Source organism: Pseudomonas sp. JV449 (genome assembly GCF_032424295.1).
GTDB classification, from domain to species: domain Bacteria; phylum Pseudomonadota; class Gammaproteobacteria; order Pseudomonadales; family Pseudomonadaceae; genus Aquipseudomonas; species Aquipseudomonas marginalis.
This window is the reverse complement of sequence record NZ_VYKD01000019.1, coordinates 33,911-53,439: the sequence shown is the minus strand read 5'-3', so window position 1 is coordinate 53,439 and position 19,529 is coordinate 33,911. Positions and strand designations below refer to the sequence as shown.

At 62.4% G+C, this 19,529-nt stretch carries 18 protein-coding genes and 1 pseudogene; 11 read left to right on the top strand and 8 right to left on the bottom strand.

Annotated elements, in window-relative coordinates:
• Positions 1–2: 2 nt before the first annotated feature.
• Entirely contained in the window at positions 3–836 is an 834-nt protein-coding gene (locus tag F6S08_RS17755; protein WP_065924658.1) for a phosphodiesterase, read from the top strand.
• Between the two features lie 150 nt (positions 837–986).
• Entirely contained in the window at positions 987–2,306 is a 1,320-nt protein-coding gene (locus F6S08_RS17750) for an OprD family porin (protein WP_141606675.1), read from the top strand.
• A gap of 132 nt (positions 2,307–2,438) precedes the next feature.
• On the opposite strand, the pseudogene F6S08_RS17745 reads toward F6S08_RS17750, so the two are convergent.
• Positions 2,439–3,822: pseudogene (locus F6S08_RS17745) on the bottom strand (GGDEF domain-containing protein); the annotation flags it as partial.
• A 167-nt stretch (positions 3,823–3,989) separates the two neighbouring features.
• Here F6S08_RS17745 and F6S08_RS17740 point away from each other — a divergent pair.
• On the top strand, positions 3,990–4,769 hold the full coding sequence (locus tag F6S08_RS17740; RefSeq protein ID WP_315872061.1) for a M12 family metallopeptidase: 780 nt from the start codon (positions 3,990–3,992) through the stop codon (positions 4,767–4,769).
• 165 nt (positions 4,770–4,934) lie between these two features.
• On the top strand, positions 4,935–7,223 hold the full coding sequence (metE, locus tag F6S08_RS17735) for a 5-methyltetrahydropteroyltriglutamate--homocysteine S-methyltransferase (RefSeq protein WP_315872060.1): 2,289 nt from the start codon (positions 4,935–4,937) through the stop codon (positions 7,221–7,223).
• Positions 7,224–7,473: 250 nt separating this feature from the next.
• Here metE and F6S08_RS17730 read toward each other — a convergent pair whose 3' ends face one another.
• On the bottom strand, positions 7,474–8,628 hold the full coding sequence (locus F6S08_RS17730) for a DUF1624 domain-containing protein (protein ID WP_315872059.1): 1,155 nt from the start codon (positions 8,626–8,628) through the stop codon (positions 7,474–7,476).
• Positions 8,629–8,748: 120 nt separating this feature from the next.
• Here F6S08_RS17730 and F6S08_RS17725 point away from each other — a divergent pair, with 120 nt between their 5' ends.
• Complete coding sequence (locus F6S08_RS17725; protein ID WP_137212212.1) at positions 8,749–9,285, top strand: DUF924 family protein; 537 nt, start codon at positions 8,749–8,751, stop codon at positions 9,283–9,285.
• A gap of 96 nt (positions 9,286–9,381) precedes the next feature.
• A complete protein-coding gene (gene yfcF / locus F6S08_RS17720) occupies positions 9,382–10,014 on the top strand; it encodes a glutathione transferase (RefSeq protein WP_315872058.1) in 633 nt (210 codons plus the stop codon).
• Here yfcF and F6S08_RS17715 read toward each other — a convergent pair.
• Positions 9,989–10,261, bottom strand: a complete 273-nt coding sequence (locus F6S08_RS17715) for a hypothetical protein (protein ID WP_065924604.1) — start codon at positions 10,259–10,261, stop codon at positions 9,989–9,991. The genes yfcF and F6S08_RS17715 overlap by 26 nt on opposite strands.
• Positions 10,262–10,393: 132 nt before the next feature.
• On the opposite strand from F6S08_RS17715, the gene F6S08_RS17710 reads away from it, so the two are divergent.
• Both F6S08_RS17710 and F6S08_RS17705 read left to right on the top strand, forming a co-directional pair.
• Complete coding sequence (locus tag F6S08_RS17710; RefSeq protein WP_065924605.1) at positions 10,394–11,038, top strand: ATPase; 645 nt, start codon at positions 10,394–10,396, stop codon at positions 11,036–11,038.
• Positions 11,039–11,072: 34 nt separating this feature from the next.
• Entirely contained in the window at positions 11,073–11,405 is a 333-nt protein-coding gene (locus tag F6S08_RS17705) for a hypothetical protein (protein WP_027607228.1), read from the top strand.
• Between the two features lie 309 nt (positions 11,406–11,714).
• Here the strand turns inward: F6S08_RS17705 and F6S08_RS17700 are convergent, their stop codons facing one another.
• On the bottom strand, positions 11,715–12,461 hold the full coding sequence (locus F6S08_RS17700; protein WP_027607227.1) for a creatininase family protein: 747 nt from the start codon (positions 12,459–12,461) through the stop codon (positions 11,715–11,717).
• 30 nt (positions 12,462–12,491) lie between these two features.
• Positions 12,492–13,205: a murein L,D-transpeptidase catalytic domain family protein gene (locus F6S08_RS17695; protein WP_074847086.1), complete on the bottom strand. Its 714-nt coding sequence runs from the start codon at positions 13,203–13,205 to the stop codon at positions 12,492–12,494.
• A 39-nt stretch (positions 13,206–13,244) separates the two neighbouring features.
• Between F6S08_RS17695 and F6S08_RS17690 the strand changes: the two genes are divergently transcribed.
• Positions 13,245–14,843, top strand: coding sequence for a murein L,D-transpeptidase (locus tag F6S08_RS17690; RefSeq protein ID WP_315872057.1), 1,599 nt, complete (start codon positions 13,245–13,247; stop codon positions 14,841–14,843).
• Here the strand turns inward: F6S08_RS17690 and F6S08_RS17685 are convergent.
• Positions 14,840–15,343 (bottom strand): AAA family ATPase, encoded by a 504-nt coding sequence (locus F6S08_RS17685; RefSeq protein WP_065948107.1) that lies wholly within the window; start codon positions 15,341–15,343, stop codon positions 14,840–14,842. The two genes, F6S08_RS17690 and F6S08_RS17685, sit on opposite strands and share 4 nt — an antisense overlap.
• Before the next feature lie 74 nt (positions 15,344–15,417).
• On the opposite strand from F6S08_RS17685, the gene dapF reads away from it, so the two are divergent.
• Entirely contained in the window at positions 15,418–16,221 is an 804-nt protein-coding gene (dapF, locus tag F6S08_RS17680) for a diaminopimelate epimerase (RefSeq protein WP_092357356.1), read from the top strand.
• On the opposite strand, the gene F6S08_RS17675 is transcribed toward dapF, so the two are convergent.
• Both F6S08_RS17675 and F6S08_RS17670 read right to left on the bottom strand, forming a co-directional pair.
• Positions 16,209–17,351 (bottom strand): PAS domain-containing sensor histidine kinase, encoded by a 1,143-nt coding sequence (locus tag F6S08_RS17675; RefSeq protein WP_315872056.1) that lies wholly within the window; start codon positions 17,349–17,351, stop codon positions 16,209–16,211. The genes dapF and F6S08_RS17675 overlap by 13 nt on opposite strands.
• Entirely contained in the window at positions 17,341–18,156 is an 816-nt protein-coding gene (locus F6S08_RS17670; protein ID WP_315872055.1) for an alpha/beta hydrolase, read from the bottom strand. Before F6S08_RS17670 ends, F6S08_RS17675 begins: the two co-directional genes overlap by 11 nt.
• A 128-nt stretch (positions 18,157–18,284) precedes the next feature.
• Between F6S08_RS17670 and F6S08_RS17665 the strand changes: the two genes are divergently transcribed.
• A complete protein-coding gene (locus tag F6S08_RS17665; protein ID WP_315872054.1) occupies positions 18,285–19,490 on the top strand; it encodes a YgcG family protein in 1,206 nt (401 codons plus the stop codon).
• The last annotated feature ends 39 nt before the right edge of the window (positions 19,491–19,529 follow it).

Sequence of the window (19,529 nt, the reverse complement as noted above, 5' to 3'; positions counted from 1 at the left end):
TTGTGAATCGTCCGTTTCTTGTTGCGCAAATCAGCGACCTGCACCTTAAAGCCGGCCAGCGCCTGACGTATGGGGTGGTCGATACCCTGGGCGCGCTGCGCCGTGCCGTCGACCATTTGAACGCCAGCCACCCACGGCCCGATATCGTGGTGGTCAGCGGTGACCTGGTGGACTTCGGCCGCGCCGATGAATACGCCGTGCTGCACCCCGAACTCGCGCGCCTGCACATGCCGTGCTACCTGGTGCCCGGCAACCACGACACACGCGGTCCGTTGCTCGAGGCATTCCGTGATCACGCCTATTTGCCGTTGTCGGCAGAGGGCCCGTTGGACTGGGTGGTGGACGAGCATCCGCTGCGTTTGATCGGCCTGGACTCGACTATCCCGGGTGGGCACGGCGGCCAGCTACTGGACAGCCAATTGCACTGGTTGGACGCGCAACTGGCACGACGCCCGGACGTGCCGACGTTGCTGATCCTGCACCATCCACCGTTTATCAGCGGCATCGGCCATATGGACCGCGAACCCTTTATCAACGCTGCGGCGCTGGAAGCAGTTGTGTCTCGCCACCCGCAAGTGGAACGCCTGCTGTGCGGGCACCTGCACCGACCGATGCAACGACGCTTTGGCGGCAGCTTGAGTTGTGTGTGCCCCGGTACTTCCCATCAGATTGTGCTGGACCTGCAGGACGCCGCGCCCGCGCATTTCAACCTGGAGCCGGCGGGGTATCTGTTGCATCGCTGGGATGCGCAACAGGGCCTGATCAGCCACAACGGCGTGTTCGGGGATTACCCGGGGCCGTACCCGTTTTATGACGCTCATGGATTGATTGACTGAGGTTTACGGAGGTTTCACTTCACTCAACTCGCTAACAACTAAGCAACTGAATAACCGTTAACGCCGCGGCCAACTTCACATTTGGCCGACGGCATCCTGCTGCCCATTTTTTGCGCCCGGAACCTGGGTTCCGCGCCGGAGTTCGTCCTGATGAAAGCCACGTTGAATGTATTAAGTGTATTGACCGGCGGCCTGGGCATTGCCCTGAGCCCCTTGGCGTCTGCTGACTTTTTGAGCGACAGCAAAGCCAACTTGAGCATGCGTAACTTCTACTTCAATAACGACAACCGCGACGGCACGGCGGCACCGTCGAAGACCGAAGAGTGGGGCCAGGCCTTTATCCTCAACTACCAGTCGGGCTTTACCGACGGCACCGTCGGCTTTGGCCTGGACGCCATCGGCATGCTCGGCGTGACCCTCGACAGCAGCGCCGCGCGCCATGTCGGCAGCTCGATGATCCCCACCGAAGACGGCAAGGCCACGGATAACTGGGCCCGTGGTGGCGCGACGGCCAAGGCACGCTTTGCCAAGACCGAAGCGCGCTACGGCTACCTGCGCCCGAACCTGCCGATCCTGGTGAGCAACGACGGCCGCCTGTTGCCGCAGTCGTTCGAAGGCGGGCAGGTCACCAGCAAGGACATCGACAACCTGACCCTGGTCGGCGGCCAGCTTGAGCACACCACCGGTCGCGGTTCCAGCGACCGCAGTGGCCTGGCAGCGGCGGGCGGTACCCAGGAAAGCAATAAATTTACCTACGCCGGTGCGGACTACCAGCTGACCAAGGACCTGATGGTCCAGTACTACTACGCCAACCTCGAAGACTATTACCAACAACACTTCGCCGGGTTGATCCACGTATTGCCGTTGGGCGAATACGGCTCATTGAAAACCGACCTGCGCTACTTCAAGACCAGCTCCGACGGTAAAAACAGCAGCGCCGCCGGCCGTGCCGAGGGCTACAAGCTGGGCGGCTATACCAAGAACGGTAACGGTGAAATCGACAACAACACCTGGAGCGCCGCGTTCATCTACTCCCTGGGCCCGCACGCGATCACTGCCGGTTACCAGCAAGTCTCGGACGACAGCAACTTCGCCCAACTCAACCAGGGCGGCCTGGTGAACAAAGGCGAGGGCGGTGCCAGCCTGTACCTCTACACCGACCGTACCGTGCAGACCTTCATCCAGGCCGGCGAACGCACCGCCTTTGCCCAGTACGCCTACGACTTCGCGTCGCTGGGTGTACCCGGCCTGAAGGCCTCGGTGATGTACCTCAAGGGCGAGCACATCCTCACCACCAGCGGCAACGACGCCAGCGAGTGGGAGCGGGACATCTCGTTGGATTACGTGGTGCAGAGCGGCACATTCAAGAACGTCGGCTTCGGCTGGCGTAACGGCGTGTCACGCAGTGAAGTGGCGCGGGACCAGGACCAGAATCGGGTGTTTGTGAGTTATTCGATTCCGTTGATGTAGTACCGCTGAGCCCCTCATCTTTGTAGGAGCGAGCTTGCTCGCGAAAAACGTCAACGATAACGCGCCTGTTCAGAATGCCAGCGGTGTCCTTGGGTTCTTCGCGAGCAAGCTCGCTCCTACAGGGGGGCTTGCTCACGCCACCCGATTCCTGCCCGCGCCCTTGGCCTCATACAAGCGCATGTCCGCGCGCTTGAGCAATGCCAGGGAGTCGCGGTCAGAAGGCTCGGCCACGCCCACGCCGATACTCACGGTCAGGCGACCCACGCTTGGGAACACTGCCGCCTCGACAGCCACACGGATCTTTTCGGCGACCACGTCAGGGCTGTCCGGCGCTTCGACTTCCGGCAGCAGCACGGCGAATTCTTCTCCGCCATAACGGGCAACGAAGTCGGTGGCGCGCGTGGTGTTTTCTATCAGGGCTGCCAGTTGGCACAGCACATCGTCACCGATGGCATGGCCGTAGGTATCGTTGACGCGCTTGAAATAGTCGGCGTCGATCAGCAGCAGGGCGAAGGTGCGGCCGGTACGTTGGAACAGCAGGCTGTTCTCGGCGAGTTTTTCGTCGAAGCGGCGCCGGTTGAACACGCCGGTGAGGGCGTCGTGGGTGGCCAGCTTGAGCAGGTCGGCGTTGGCCTGGGTGAGGTCGGCGGTGCGTTGCGCCACGGTGGCTTCCAGGGAGGCGTTGGCGTCTTGCAGTTCACGTTCCTTGGCAAGCAGCGATTGCGTCATGCCGGTGAGCGATTGTCCCAGTTGGGCAATCTCCAGCACCGGGTGTTCCTGGGGGAAGACCGCGCCGGGCTGATGGTCCTGCACCTGTTTGGCGGACTTTGCCAGGCGCTCGATGGGACGGCTGAGGGAGGAGGCGAGGTAATACGCGGCCACTACAAAAGTGATCGCCGCGAGCAGGCCGAGCACGAGCAATTTGTACAGCAGGCTGCGCGCCGGTTGCAGGGCTACGTCCAACGGCTGGCGCACCATGATGTACCAGTTCATCCTGGCGTTGGACGGGCTTGGCACGGCGACGGAGGCCGTGACGTAGCCGTTGCCGGAGAACCAGCCGGCCGACGTGAGCAGCTTGTCTGCGGGTATCTGTTCACCCGCGAGGGCTTCGGGGTAAAGCACCTTGCCATCGAAGTCGACAATCAAGGCCTCGATATCGGGGAGGGCGTCTTTTTGCGTTACGGCAGCAGTTTGGCCAGCAGCACTGCCTCGTGGGGATCGCCGGTGTACTCACCGCGCAGGCCGGCCTGGAACCATGCTGCACCGATTGATTGACCAGCAGCCCGTTGACGGCCTGGCGCACTTGGCCATCGGCGTCGGCGATGCCCATCCAGGCATATTCGGCGCGTGATTGCGTACGCAGTTCCATCAGCGTGAGGATATCCGGTGCGTCCAGGTCGCCCTTGCGCATGATCGGTGCTTTGCTCAACAAAGACACTTCCAGCTGGCGCTCGTGCAGTTGCACCGCCAACAGCGCTGCGGTCGAGCGCGCCGTGCTCAGCAGGGGGCTGGCGCTGTTGGGGTGTGCGTATTTCATGTTTTACGCGTTTTACCTGCACGTGATTGCGCCCTGAGATGAGTGGTTGAAATGGGCGGTTGTACTTCACGCGGAACCGTTGGCGCTCTCTGCACCAATTGTTCATTGTGGCAAAAAGCCGGACAACCACGGAGATCAAGATTGTGATGACAGGAATTAATATTCAGCCATTTATACCGCCTTCCTACGCCCAGCCGAATGATGACACTGGCCAGAAACAGCCCGTCGACGCACCGCTTTTATCCAGGAGCAAGCGTGGGGTGGCCCTAAAGGCTGCGTTGTGGCCACAGTTTTCGACGGTCAGGATTTCTCTGATGGGGATGACCAAGGAACAGGAAAAATTCACCAAGGACAACATCAACAAATGGGCGCCGTATATCAACCTGAAACTGGAGTTCACCAAAGAGCTCGATGGCGATATCAGAATCAAGGCAGATAATGACGTCAGCGGTGGGTATTCCTATTTCGGCACGGCAGGCAAACAAACCGTGGGCGCTGGTGAGCCTACGATGGAAATCGGCTTCAAGGGCGGGTTTAATGAATTCAACGCTGGCACGGTATTACATGAGTTCGGCCATGCATTGGGTTTAGTCCATGAGCATCAGCACCCGGACAATACACTCGACCTGGATTTTGACCGGATTCGCACAATTTACGCAGCGACAAATCAGCCTGGCTCGGTTGATGAAAACTTTGCCCCAGTCGATTCGCGGGATGTTGTCAGCTCCGCCTATGATCAAGCCTCCATCATGCACTACAGCATTCCAGAGACCTATCTAAACAGCGGGCATCGTGTCGAGGAGGGGAATGAGTTGTCAGAAGGCGACAAGCAATTTGCGCGCGAGCTCTATCCCATCCCCCGGCCTCCGGTACCGCCTCGTTGGTGGAACCTTTACAACGGACACGTCCCTTCTTCGCGAGCCTGAGCTGATCCCCATTCAGACATCACCCAATGCGCCACTGTGAAAAGGGCGGGGTTGCACCGGCTGATCATGAATTAAATTTGTGTTCGTATAAAATAAAATGAGTTTGTCTCACTATGATTGACTGCCGACAATGGCTCCCATCTCAACAGATTGGAGTTTTTTGTCATGGCAGTCGCTCATTCCCTCGGATTTCCGCGCATTGGACGCGATCGTGAACTGAAAAAAGCGCAGGAAGCGTTCTGGAAGGGCGAACTCGACGAAGCCGGCCTGCGGGCCGTCGGCCGTGAACTGCGCAAGGCCCACTGGGATCTGCAGAAACAGGCCGGTATCGAGTTGCTGCCCGCCGGTGATTTCGCCTGGTACGACCAGGTGCTGACCCACTCGCTGATGTTCGGTGTGATCCCCGAGCGTTTCCGTCCAGCCGACGGCAACGCCACCCTGCACACGTTGTTCGGCATGGCCCGGGGTGTCAGCGACAGCTGCTGCGGCGGTGCCCACGCCCAGGAAATGACCAAGTGGTTCGATACCAACTACCACTACCTGGTGCCTGAATTCAGCGTCGACCAGCAATTTCACCTGGGTTGGGAGCAGTTGTTCGAAGAGGTGCAGGAAGCCCTCGACCTGGGCCACACCGTCAAGCCGGTGGTGATCGGCCCGCTGACCTACCTGTGGCTGGGCAAGGCCAAGGGGGGTGATTTCGACAAGCTCGACCTGCTTGAGCGCCTGCTGCCGTTGTACGGCCAGATCTTCCAGCGCCTGGCCGACCTCGGCGTGGAATGGGTGCAGATCGACGAGCCGATCCTGGTCCTCGACCTGCCGCAGGAATGGAAGAACGCGTTCGAGCGTGCCTACAACCTGATCCAGCGCGACCCGCTGAAAAAGCTGGTGGCGACCTACTTCGGTGGCCTGGAAGAGAACCTCGGCCTGGCCGCGAACCTGCCAGTGGATGGCCTGCACATCGACCTGGTGCGCGCGCCGGAGCAGTACCCGACCATCCTTGACCGCCTGCCGGCGTACAAGGTGCTGTCCCTGGGTGTGGTCAACGGCCGCAATGTGTGGCGCTGCGACCTGGAAAACGCCCTGGCCATCTTGCAGCACGCCCATGAAAAACTCGGTGATCGCCTGTGGGTGGCGCCATCCTGCTCGCTGCTGCACAGCCCGGTGGACCTGGGCCGTGAAGACCAGTTGGATGCCGAGCTGAAAAGCTGGCTGGCATTCGCCGTGCAAAAATGCGCTGAAGTGGCGGTGCTGGCGCAAGCGGTTAACCAGCCTGAAGCGCCCAACGTCCTTGCTGCCCTGGCCGAAAGCCGCGCGGTGCAGGCGGCCCGCGCGGTCTCGCCGCGTATCCACAAGCCTGCGGTACAGGCGCGGGTGGCGGCGATTACCCGCCAGGACAGCCAGCGCCAGTCGCCGTTTACCCAGCGTATCGAGAAACAACGTGCGGGCCTGAACCTGCCGCTGTTTCCGACCACCACCATCGGTTCGTTCCCGCAGACCGCATCGATCCGCCTGGCGCGGCAGTCCTACAAACAGGGCAAGTTGAGCCAGGCCGAATACGTCGAAGCCATGCACAGCGAGATTCGTCACGCCGTCGAGGTGCAGGAAAACCTCGGTCTGGATGTGCTGGTGCACGGGGAAGCCGAGCGCAACGACATGGTCGAGTACTTCGCCGAGCAGTTGGACGGCTATGTGTTCACCCGCTTCGGCTGGGTGCAGAGCTACGGTTCGCGTTGCGTGAAGCCGGCAGTGATCTTCGGCGACCTGAGCCGCCCGAAGGCGATGACGGTGGAGTGGATCGGCTACGCCCAAGGCCTGACCCGCAAGGTGATGAAGGGCATGCTGACCGGCCCTGTGACCATGCTGATGTGGTCGTTCCCGCGCGAAGACGTGAGCCGCGAAGTGCAGGCCCGCCAACTGGCCCTGGCGATTCGCGACGAAGTGGTCGACCTGGAAGCTGCCGGCATCCAGATCGTGCAGATCGACGAAGCCGCGTTCCGCGAAGGCCTGCCGTTGCGCCAGGCGCAGTGGCAAGGCTACCTGGACTGGGCCACCGAAGTGTTCCGCCTGTGCGCCTCGGGCGTGCGCGATGAAACCCAGATCCACACGCACATGTGCTACAGCGAGTTCAACGATGTGATCGAGTCCATCGCCGCCATGGATGCCGACGTGATCACCATCGAGACCTCGCGCTCGGACATGGAGTTGCTGGACGCGTTCGAAGCCTTTGCCTACCCCAATGACATTGGCCCAGGCGTCTACGACATCCACTCGCCACGGGTGCCGGATGCCTCGGAAATGGCCAACCTGTTGCGCAAGGCGGCGAAACGGATTCCTGCCGAGCGCCTGTGGGTGAACCCGGATTGCGGGTTGAAGACGCGGGGGTGGCCGGAGACGGAGGCGGCGTTGATTCATATGGTCACTGCAGCTCGCCAGCTACGCGCTGAGTTGGCTTGATATCGTAAAAAATGTGGGAGGGGGCTTGCTGTGGTGAGCGGGCTTGCCCCGCGCTGGGCCGCGCAGCAGCCCCAGTAAAGCAGAATGCGGTATATCAGAAACTCCATAGCGGCTGTTTTGGGGCCGCTACGCGGCCCAACGCGGGACAAGCCCGCTCGCCACAGGGGGAACTCGCCAGTCTCTGAAAATTGTGTAGATACCTATGCCACGATGAGTATGGGCGAGCTCCCACATTTGGATCTGTGTCAGATTAGAGGTATTTGAGCCAGGCCAGGTCGCGCCGCCGCGCCTTGAGCCCGGCGAACCAGCGCACCGGCGGGTAGAGCGCCAGGGGTAATACTAGCGCCATCAGCCACACCGCGCCCATGCTGTCGAAGCCAAAGTAGTTGCCCTGGTTCAGGCCAAGCAGCGCGACACAGGCGACATACAGCACTTTCAGCACATAAAGGTGCAACAGGTAAAAGAACATCGGCACGGATCCAAACACCGCCAACACGCCGATCCAGCGTCGATGCCCCGCGCGTTCAAACGCCAGCAACAGTAACAGTCCAATGCCCAGGGTCAACGCCAGGAACAGCAGCGAAGGCGGGTACTTGGTGACGTTGAAAAAGCTCATCAGCGTCTGCACGCCGTTGTCATACGCCTGCCAGGGTTTCTCGCCGTAGCCATTGAGCTCACGCAACAGCACAAACCCCAGCAACGCACCCAAGCCGCCGAGCAGCAAATACCGCTGGCGCACGGCAGGCCGCGTGGCATTGGCAAACCACGGTCCCAGGCCGTAACCCAGGGCAATCACGCCGATCCACGGCAGTACCGGGTAGGTCGTGCGCAGGCGCAGGGTGTCGGACACGTCAATCCAACTGCGTTCATGCAGGATCGTCCACGGAATATGCAGCGCCGAGCCTGGGTCGAAGTGCAGGCCATCCAGCAGGTTGTGCCCGCCGATGATCACCAGCGCCAGCACGATCAACAGCGGGCGCGGCAACCACACCAGGGCGGCGAGGGCGAGCATGCTGATGCCAATCGCCCAGATCACCTGCAGATAGATCACGCTGGGCGGCAACTGGAAGGTCCAGGCGAAGTTGACCAGGGTGAACTCCAGCACCACCAGGAACAACCCGCGCTTGAACAGGAACGCCGACACATCGCGGCGGCCCTGGTATTTCTGGCCGTATAAAAACGCGGATAAGCCCGTGAGCAACACAAACACCGGCGCGCACAGGTGGGCGAGGGTGCGGCTGATAAACAACGCGGGCTCGGTGCTGTCGATGCTCATCGGGTCGCTGACCTGGCGATGCAGCAGGAAGGTCTCGCGTACGTGGTCGAGCAGCATGAACAGGATCACCAGGCCGCGCAGGGCGTCGATGGAGAGCAGGCGTTGGCGCAGGGGAACGGCATCGGTCATGGGCGGGATCACAGGGCAGGGCGGAAAATTGGCGTTATCCTATAACATTAATCGACGCGTTGCCCTCCATTGATCCCGCTTCTGATACCTTCAGTAAACCCATACCCGGAGCCCCTGAGCATGAGCACCCCTCAAACCGTCATCGACTTCTGGCAGCACGCCGGCCCCAAGCGCTGGTTCGCCAAGGACGATGGGTTCGACGCCACCTTCCGCGACACCTTCCACGCCACCCACCTGCAAGCCGCCCGGCGCGAGCTGGAAAGCTGGCTGGATTCGGCCGAAGGCGCCTTGGCCTTGTTGATCCTGCTCGACCAATACCCACGCAACGCCTTTCGCGGCACTGCGCACATGTTCGCCACCGACCCGCTCGCGCGTCTGTATGCCGCGCGCATGGTGGACGCCGGGCTCGACCAGCAGGTGGAGCCGGCATTGCGCGCGTTCTGTTATTTGCCGTTCGAACACTCGGAAGACCCAAGGGACCAGCAACGCTCCCTGGCCCTCAACCAGCCACTGGACGCCAACACTTACCGCTGGGCCAAGGAACACGCGCAGATCATCGAGCGCTTCGGGCGTTTTCCCCATCGCAATGCGGTGCTGGCCAGGGTCACCACGGATGAAGAGCGCGCCTTTCTGGACAAGGGCGGGTTTGCCGGTTAACCCGCTATTCCGCCCGGGAATGCCCCCATAAAAACCGCGCATTGTCTTTCTCGGCGCGCATCTCGTAGCGTAGGGCTTCACCCAAGGAGCCCCGTTATGAACCAGCCCCCGTTGCGCCTCTACGTTGATTCGCTCTACACCAGCCCGTACGCGATGTCGGTGTTCGTCACCCTGCGGGAAAAAGGCCTGGCCTTCGACCTGGTCACCCTGGACCTGGACACCGCGCAAAACCAGACAGCCGACTTTGCCCAGCTATCCGTGACCCAGCGCGTGCCGACCCTGGTGGAAGGCGATTTTGCCTTGTCGGAATCCTCCGCGATTACCGAATACCTGGACCAGGCCTACCCCGAGACAGCCGTGTACCCGGCCGATCCCAAACAGCGGGCGAGGGCACGACAGGTGCAGGCGTGGTTGCGCAGTGATTTGCTGCCGATTCGCCAGGAGCGTTCGACCCTGGTGGTGTTTTATGGGCAGAAAATGCCGCCGTTGTCAGCCGACGCCCAAGGGGCAGCCCGGCGCTTGATCAGTGCGGCGCAGGTGCTGTTGGCGGGCAACCCTTCGTACTTGTTCGGTGAGTGGTGCATTGCTGACGTGGACCTGGCGGTGATGCTCAATCGCCTGATTCTCAACGGCGACAGCGTACCTGCCGAGTTGCTGGCTTATGCGCAGCGCCAGTGGCGCCGGCCGTCCGTGCAGGCGTGGGTCAACCTGCAACGTCCTGCGCTGTAGCGCTGGTCGTCATTTGCATGACGCGCCGGTCCAGGTCTTCCCAATCGGCCATGCCCAGCACCCGCGTGGTGTTCAAACCACGCAGGTAGCCGCGCAACTGCTGGGCACTGGCGTGCACCTGGTCGGCCTCCGACGCCTCATCCAGCAGTACCTGTTCATACTCGACCAGGTAATCGGCGACCCGCTCGCGAAACTCCGGCAAGACGGCTTCGCGGATGCGATCGAAGGTTTTCTGGTGAGGCTTCATGGCGTGGTCCTTATAGGTTTTATGTGAGCACTATCGGTTCAGATAATAGTCACCATCATGCAACGCAAGTTCTGTTTTTTCAGGAAAAGCGCAAAATCGCCTGCATCGAGACGCTGTTCAAGGAAATGCGCGATGAGGACGTTGATTCAGCTGGGTTTAATGATGCTGATGCTGGGCACTGTGATCGTCAACAACGCAGCGATCGCTGATGAATTGCGTGCAGGCCATTTGCTACCTATCGTCGGTAGCGTAGACTCCCTGCAGCATGCGCAATCGGTGGGGGTGTTGTTAAGCGATAACACCCGCGACAACCTCAGCTACCTTGAACGCTACCACGACATGGCCTTGAACGGCGCCAGGGATGCCCTTGACGCAGGTATCCGCGAGGCGTTCGTCAACAGCTCCGACCCGGAACTGGCCATTGATTGGTTGATGAGCTCGCTGCAGGGAACCTTTTTGTCGGTGACGGTCTACGACAACCTGGATGCCCTGGTGCAGGCTCGCCCCGATGTGGTGGTGATGCTCGATACCCATAACCAATTGCTGACCCAGCGCAACGATCAGGTCGAAGCGCGTTTTATCGCACGGTTTTATGACGCGAACCTGCAATACATCGCCAAGGCCGAAGGCTCGGTGCACAGGCAGGTGCCCTCGGTGTGGGTGCACGACAAGGCCGCACCGGAGATTGCCGCGCGGATCGAACAGCAGCGGGATGTGCAGCTCGATGCGTTGAAGCAGTTCGATGCCTCGCTCAAGGCGCTGGTTCGCGCGGGTTGATGTGAACCTTTATTTTTAGACTCAGGATTTTTTCATGCGCTCTTTTTTCGTACCGGTCGCGGCCCTGTTGCTGGCCGGTTGTGTTTCCGCTCCCAATAATCCGACCTTGACCCTGCAAACCGGCAAGAGCCCGGATGACTATGTGCAATGCCTGCTTCCCAAGCTGGAAAAGCACGGCATCACGTCGACGGTGACCCAGAACTCGCGCCACGCCAAGCTGGTGTTGACCAGCAAGATTGCCGCCGATGACGTGCTGGAGGTCTACAAGGCGGGGGACGGCGGCAAGGTGTTTTTGTATGAGCGCAAGCCGCTGGCGTCGACCATTACGCCGTCGCGGCTTGAACAGGTGGCGCAGGACTGCAGATAACCGATGTGGGAGGGGGCAAGCCCGCTCACCACAGCGGTTCGATCCTGCTGCTGGCGGTGGTCATCGACCGCATGAAACAACGCTGATGGTGGTAAACAAGCCCGTCGTAGTGAGCGGGCTTGCCCCGCGCTGGGGCGCGAAGCGGCCCCAATACAGTCACTGCATTCTTCCAGGCTGAACCGGGTTGCGGGTTTTAGGGCCGCTTCGGGTCCCAACGCGGGCAAGCCCGCTCACCACAGTTACAGTGTTCCTCCTTAACTGACTGGCATTTGGGGCAAGCCCCCTCCCACATTTGAATCTGCATAAGGCCTAAGGTCTGGCTTCATTGCTGAAGCTGTTAACCGTTTTCACCAGCCCTTGAGCCGCCAGCGCCACCAACTCCCCACCTTTCTCCACCGTCGCCAGCGCCGGGTCCGAGCCCATGCGCCCGTCGGGGAAGCGGGCGCGGAAGTCCAGGGCTTCACGGATCGGCCCGGTGTTGGCGATCTGCGGGGAGTAGTCGGCCGACTTGATCGCGTCCGGGTACGCCCACTGCGTCACCGCGATTTCCGAAGGCGTCGCATGGCTGCCATGGCCCACCGGGAATTGGCGGTGCGCCAGGTCAGTGACGCCTTCCAAGTCCCACCAGTTCACCAGCTTCAACGCAAACCCGGCAGGGCGACGGCCAAAGCTCGCCTCGGCGTACAGCTCGGAAAACGCCGCTTCAATCGTGGCGATATTGCCGCCGTGACCGTTCAGAAACAGGATCTTGTCGAAACCATGCCCGGCCAGCGAGCGCACCCAGTCGCCAATCGCAGCGATAAAGGTGGAAGGGCGCAGGGAAATGGTGCCAGGGAAACCCAGGTGGTGCTGGGCCATGCCGATATTGAAGGTCGGGCCGATGAGGATGTCGGCGTTCTTTTGCGCCTCATGGGCGATGATTTCCGGGCACATCCAGTCGGTGCCCAGCAGGCCGGTGGGGCCGTGTTGTTCGTTGGAGCCGATGGGGATCACCACCGTGCGGCTGCGTTCCAGGAACTGCCCGATCTCGATCCAGGTCGATTGATGTAGAAGCATGCGAAGCTCTCTTTTATCTGTGGGGACAGGCTAACCGCCACGGATTGTACGACTACTCGCCACCTGCTGGGGTTTGCAATTGAGGTACGTCGAGGACTTCAACCAGCGTTGGTCGGGGTACCACGAAAACATGAACTGCCCATCCTTGAGCTTGTCCACCACCTGGCGCGCCACCTGCGGGCGCACGGCCGGACAACCCTGGCTGCGGCCGATGCGGCCTTCGCGCTTGCTCCACAAGGGGCTGACGTAGTTGGCGGCGTGAATCACGATGGCGCGGTCGCGGGCCTGGTCATTGAACCCCGGCTCCAGGCCGTCCATGCGCAGCGAGTAGCCATGGGTGCCCAGGTAGCTTTCCTGGGTGCGGAACAGGCCCAGGCTGGATTGATGGCTGCCTTCCAGGTTGGAGAATTGGGTGGCGAAGTTTTCCCCGGACTTTGCGCCGTGGGCCACCAGGTCGCGCAGCACCAGGGTTTTCTTGCGCAGGTCGAAGATCCACAGCCGACGGGCGGTTGAAGGTTGGGAATAGTCAATCACGGCCAGGCGCTCGGAGCGTTCCTCGCCATTATTGACGGCGCATTGCACGGCGTTCAGGGCGCTTTTCAGTACCGTGGGATTGAGTTCTGGAGCCGAGCGCGCCAGGCTGCTATACAAGGAAGGAGGGTTGCCATTGGCGGCGAGCGTAATAGTGCTCAGTAAAGCCAGGCCCACGGTGACCAAACCGAGGCGGCACATAAAAGTCAGCATCTACAGTACATCCCCCCACTGTGGATTGGAGCAAAGCTATTGTTCAAAAAACACGCATGTTACTTGAGCATTTGCCTGCTCGTTGCACCATTGGTCGCCACAGCCGACGTGCTGCCGGTCGAGCCATTGCCGGTCACCACGCCGGCGCCGGTCGAACTGGCCCCGCTGCAACAGGCACTGGCGCAACTGCCGGGTGTCTGCCCCGGCCTTGCCGCGCAGATAGACGCCGCCCAATTGCGCCTGCAAGCGTTCTACCAGCAGCAGGGGAATGGGCCGCTGTGGTCCGCCAACGATCGCCGCGAGGCACTGCACGCCCAATTGCAGCTGCTCGCCGATGACGGGCTGGACCCCACCCACTATAGTCTGCCTGCGGCGGATGCCACGGCCAATGTGCTGTGCAGCGACATCGACATCAGCCAGCACTACCTGCAAGCCCTGCAGGATCTGCATTACGGGCGCCTGCAGCAATCGCGCTTCGAACCGCTGTGGCATTCGCAGCCGCCCACCCGCGACCCCGACACCGAAGTGCTGGCCCTCGCTGCCCTCGGCCTGCAAAACATGGCGCAAGCCTTTGACCAGGCGCGCCCCAGCGCCGACCTGTACCGCAGCCTGCGCAACGCCTATTCCACGGTCCGCCTGCAACCCTTGCCCCATTGGGATCCGGTCGGCAGCGGCCCGTTATTGCGTCCCGGCATGGACGACCCGCGTGTCCCGGAACTGGCCCGTCGGCTCCACAGCGGTGGCTACCTGTCTGTCGAGCCCAAGGGCGCGGGCAAACAATACGGTCCGGAACTGGTCACCGCGGTGAAGGCCTTCCAGCTCAGCCACTCCCTGCAATCGGACGGCGTGATCGGTGCCGGCACCGTGGCCGAACTCAATATCAGCCCGGCCATGCGCCGCGAACAACTGCGCATCAACCTCGAGCGTTTCCGCTGGCTGGCCCAGGACCTGGAGCCCGAAGGCGTACTGGTCAACGTCGCCGCCGCGCAACTGAGCGTGTACCAGAGCGGCATCCCGGTGTGGCAGACCCGCCTGCAAGTGGGCCGCGCCGAACGCCAGACGCCGCTGCTCAAGTCACGCATCACCCGGTTGACCCTCAACCCCACCTGGACCATCCCGCCCACCATCATGCGCGAGGACAAACTCCCGGCCATCCGCCTCAACCCCGAGTACCTGCGCCAGCAGAACCTGCAAGTGCTCGACGCCGAAGGCCACCCGCTGGCGCCGGAAAATATCGACTGGGCGCGCCCCGGCAATATCCTCCTGCGCCAGGAAGCGGGCCCGCGCAACCCACTGGGCAAGATCGTGATGCGCTTTCCCAACCCGTACTCGGTGTACCTGCACGACACCCCCAGCCAACCGCTGTTCACCAAGGGCCCGCGGGCGTTCAGCTCCGGTTGCGTGCGGGTCGAACAACCGCTGCTGCTGCGCGACCTGCTGGTCAGCCCGGCCGAACGCGCGCGCACCGATGAACTGCTGGCCACCGGCGTGACCCATGAATTCCGGCTGGCCACCCCGGTGCCGGTGCTGTTGGGCTACTGGACGGTGCAGGTCGACGGCCAGGGTGACCTGGTGTATGCGCCGGATATTTATGGGCGGGACTTGGTGTTGATGAAGGCGATGGGGAGTGTGCTCTAGGGCATTGCCGTGTGGGCAACGATTGACGCGACGGCCTCGGTAGCTGTCACGGAGGCCGTGTCCAGGGTCAACACGGGTTGGTCCCAACGCTCATATTCATGCGCCGATACCGACTGCCAAGTCGGCGGCGTCAACCCAGGAATGTCGCCCCTACGGGTTTCCACCCGGCGCCGGTGTTCCTGTGCGTCTGTACACACCACCTGAATATTGACCAGCGCCACGTCTGCCGTCGCGGCCGTCGCTGTCCAGGCTGCCCGACTCTCCTTGACCGGGTTCACGCAATCGGCGACGACCCTATGGCCCAACTGCAAGTTACTCAGCGCCAGCGCATTCGCCACGCCGTAACCGCTGGCACCGACATCACCCGCCAATACGCCAGCGTCGCGAATCGCCTGTTCGATGACATCGATGCGCAGGTAAACCGCACCGGTCTGGCGCGCCAACTCGCGGGCAATCGTGGTTTTGCCGGTGCCGGGCAGGCCGCTGAAGACGATAAGCATGCTTGACTCTCGATAAGCTTGGGTCGGTTCAGGGTATCCTCCAGTTCCCCCACCGGTCGACCCCAGGACAGCCCATGACCTTGCCGTTCACAAAAATGCACGCCCACGGCGACGACTTCATCATCATCGACCGCCGTGGCCTGGACGACCCTGTTACCCCCGAGGTCGCCCGTCGCCTTGGCAATCGCCACACCGGCATTGGCTTCAATCAACTGGCCGTGGTGCTCGACTGCGAAGACGCCGCTGCGCGCATCAAGTTCTGGAACCCCAACGGCACGCCGCTGCAAACCTGTGGCAGCGCCACGCGTGGGGTGGCCGACCGTTTGATGCATGAAACCCGCAGCGATTCGGTTGTGCTGCGCACCGACCGGGGCCTGCTGACCTGCGTGCGGGTAGCGGATCGTCAAGTGTCGGTCAACATGGGCGCGCCGTCCCTGGACTGGGCGGCCGTGCCGCTGGCCGAGGCCATGGATACGGTTACGTTACCGCTGCCGGGCAACCCGGCGGCGTGCAGCATGGGCAACCCCCATTGCACGTTTTTTGTGGCCGACATCAACGCCATCGATCCGGCCGCCGTCGGCCCGGCGCTGGAAATTCACCCGCTGTTCCCGGCCAGGACCAATGTGCATTTCGTGCAGGTGCTCGACCGTGGGCATATCCGCCTGCGCATCTGGGAGCGTGGCGGCGGCGTGCCGCTGGGTTCCGGTTCGTGCTGTTGCGGCGCGGTGGTCAATGGCATTCGCCGTGGCTTGCTGGATGCCACGGTGCAGGTGCAGTGCGACGGCGGTACGGTCACGGTGCACTGGGACGGGCAGGGCGGTGTGGTGTTGACGGGCAGTGTGGAGCCGATCATGCAGGGCAGCGCCTACCTGTTCTGAAACGTCACCGTGAAGGTGGTGCCGGCCGTGGCACAGGAACTCACCGCCACATCGCCGCCATGGACCTTGGCCAACTCCCGCACGATATACAGGCCCAGGCCCACACTGCGCACGTCGCTGCCCTGGTCGGTGCCACGGGTCATGGGCTCGAACAGCCCGGCCAGCAAACCTGCCGGAATCGCCGTGCCGTGGTTGTGCACCGCCACTTCGCAAGCGCCGGCACCCAGGCGCGAGGTGATGGTGATCGGTTGTTGCGGATCGCCATAGGCCACGCTGTTGGCCACCAGGTTGCCGATGATCTGCTGCACGCGATCGGCATCCAGGCAGGCGTCGCCACGGCCCTGTGCGTGATGCTCCAGCGTTGCCTTGGGGAACGCCACGCGCAGTTCGTCCACCGCGCGATGGATCACCTCGTGCAGGTCCAGCGGCGCCGCCTTGATGGTGATGCCCTGGCCGACCCGTGCCTGGGTAAAGTCCAGCAGGTCGGCGATCATGCGTTGCGCGCGCTCGGAGGACTGGTCGATATGCCCCAGCAGTTGGCGCTCCTTGGGTGTGCGTTCGCCACGGCTGAGAAAGTCCGAGGCCATGCGGATCGCCGTGAGCGGGTTTTTCAGGTCATGGCTGACAATCGCGACCATCTGCTCGGCAAACAGGGCGCGACGCTGGGCGATGGCGTAGGCCTCGTTCAGTTCGGCCTGGGCTTGTTGCAGCGCGACTTCGGTGGCGGTTTTTTCCTGCAACAGCGCTTCGGCCAGGTGGCGCGCGTTGAGCAGCTCGCGCTCGTACTTGTCGCGGTCGGTGGTGCCGAACAGCGCCAGGTCGTACACCACGGCGCCGGCCTGTTCGCGTTTGTTGCCGTTGAGCAGCACGGTCAGCTTGTGGCCATCGCGGTGCAGCAGGTCCAGCTTCACCTCGGTGACGCTGCCGTGCATGCGCAGCATGGGCGCCAGGTGAGTCTGGTGGAAGATCCTCCCGCCCATGCTCAGCAGGTCCTGGAAACGCCGGCCCTGCAGCTCGGCGATGCTGAACCCCAGCCCGTCGCTGAAGCGTGCGTTGGCCTGCAGGATCGTGCCATCTTCCGTGGTGACAGCCAGGGCGCAGGCGGCGCTGTCGAACAGATCAGCCGGCACGTGCGGCCATCCACGGCACCAGGAAGGCGTCCATGGCCACCGCGCAGGCCTGCGGTGCGCTCATGTGCGGGCAATGGCCGACGTTGTCCACCAGGCAATAGGTGCTGTTGGGCAGCACGCTGTGCAGGTATTCACCCACGGCCACCGGGGCGATCAGGTCGTCACTCGATTGCAGGATCAGCACCGGGGTGGGCAGGCCGATCACGTCCTGGCGGTTGTCCGACATAAAGGTCACGCGCGCGAACTGCCTGGCGATCTCCGGCTCGGTGCGGCAGAAACTCTCGGTCAACTCGTCGCTCAGCGCCGGTTGGTCGGGGGCTCCCATGATCACCGGGGCCATGGCGCTGGACCAGCCGAGGTAGTTGCTGTCGAGGGTGTCGAGCAGGTCGTCGATGTCGGCGCGTTTGAAACCGCCCACGTAGCCGTCGGCATCGAGATAGCGTGGCGACGGTCCGATCATTACATGGGCTGCGACACGGCCGGGGGCCAGGCGGTCGGCGAGGGTGCCGATCATGGCACTGACCGAGTGTCCCACCAGGATGACCGGGCCCTCGGCAAAGGCTTCGATGATCTCGTTCAAGTCGCGGGCATAGCCGTCCAGCGCGCTGTACTTGGCTTTGTCAAAAGCGTTGAGGTCGGACAGGCCTGCGCCCGTCAGGTCATACATCACCACGCGAAAACGCTCTTTGAACTGCGGCGCAAGGTAGTTCCACATGGCCTGGTTGCAGCCAAAACCATGGGAAAACACCAGGGTCGAGTGGCCGTCACCCATCACGTTGACGTTGTTGCGCTGGAGTAGGCCCATGGGGATCTCGAAGTTATGGCGTATTGCTAGGTGTGCTGCAGTTTAGATAGTCGATGGCTTTGGGTCACGCGTTATAGCGCCGATAGGGTAAAGTCGGCGCCTTCAGGAAGAAACTTCAGGTAACAAACATGATGCGGTGGTTGCGGCAATCCGTCTTGAGTCTGCTGGTATTGATGTCCGCCGGCCTGTTTATCACCGCCCAGGGCGAGACGTCGCCCATCGGCGTGGCCCTCGACCAGCGGGTGATCGACCTCACCAACACCCTCGACGCCGCCACCACCACCCGTCTGCAAGACCAGCTCGCCGCCCTTGAGCAGCGCAAAGGCGCGCAGGTGGCGGTGTTGCTGGTGCCCACCACCCGTGGCGCGAGCATCGAGGACTACGCCAACCAACTGTTCCGTGCCTGGAAACTGGGGCGCAAGGACATCAACGACGGCATTCTGCTGGTCGTGGCCAAGGACGATCGCAAGGTGCGCATCGAGGTGGGCTATGGCCTGGAGGGCACGGTGACCGACCTGCTGGCCCATCGGATTATCGAAGAGCACATCACCCCGGCGTTTCGCCAGGGCGACTATGCGGGAGGCGTTACCCAGGGCGTCAATGACCTGGTTGTGCTGGTGGACGGTGGTGACTTGCCGCAGGTGAAAGGGCCGGGGGTTGCTCCCGAGGCCATCGCCGTGTTGCTGGCGTTTATCTGTGGCGCCATCGGTGGCGTGTTGATCGCCGCGCGCAAGCTGGGCTGGCGTGGGGCGCTGATCGCCACGGCGGCCGTCACCGTGTTGCTGGCGGTATTCGCCGGTGGCCGGGAATGGCCGATGTACCTGCTGGTACTGCCGCTGACCCTCCTGATCGGCGGCGCCACCTTCGGCGCCTTGTGGCTGGCGCGCACGGCGTTCTACTGCGTGATAGGGCTGTTGGCCTACATCGCCGGGGTGGTGATCGCCAACCGGTTCGTGGAGGTCAGCTATATCCATTGGCTGGTGTGGCCGTTTGGCGCGGCGTTGGTGCTGGGCTTGTACCTCGGGTTGTTCTTCGTCATCAGGGCATCCTGGAAAAAGCGCCCGCGCTTTTTCCTCCTGCGTGCGCTGGCGGTCATGGCCATCTACGTCGCTGCGGCGACACTGCTGGGGCACGGGTATCAGGGCTGGATCGTGGCGATTCCAGTGGCCTCCTTTGTGGCGTTTATCGTGTTTGTGCAGAGCATCGCCAGTTCCGGCTCGGGGTCCGGTTCGGGCGGTGGTTCCGGTTCGGGCTCCAGTGGCTCCAGCTCCAGCAGCAGTTCCTCGGGGGGCGGTGGTTCCAGTGGCGGTGGCGGGGCGTCGGGGAGTTGGTAATCGGCGGTTGTTCGGCGTGACGCCAGGCTGCAAGCGGCT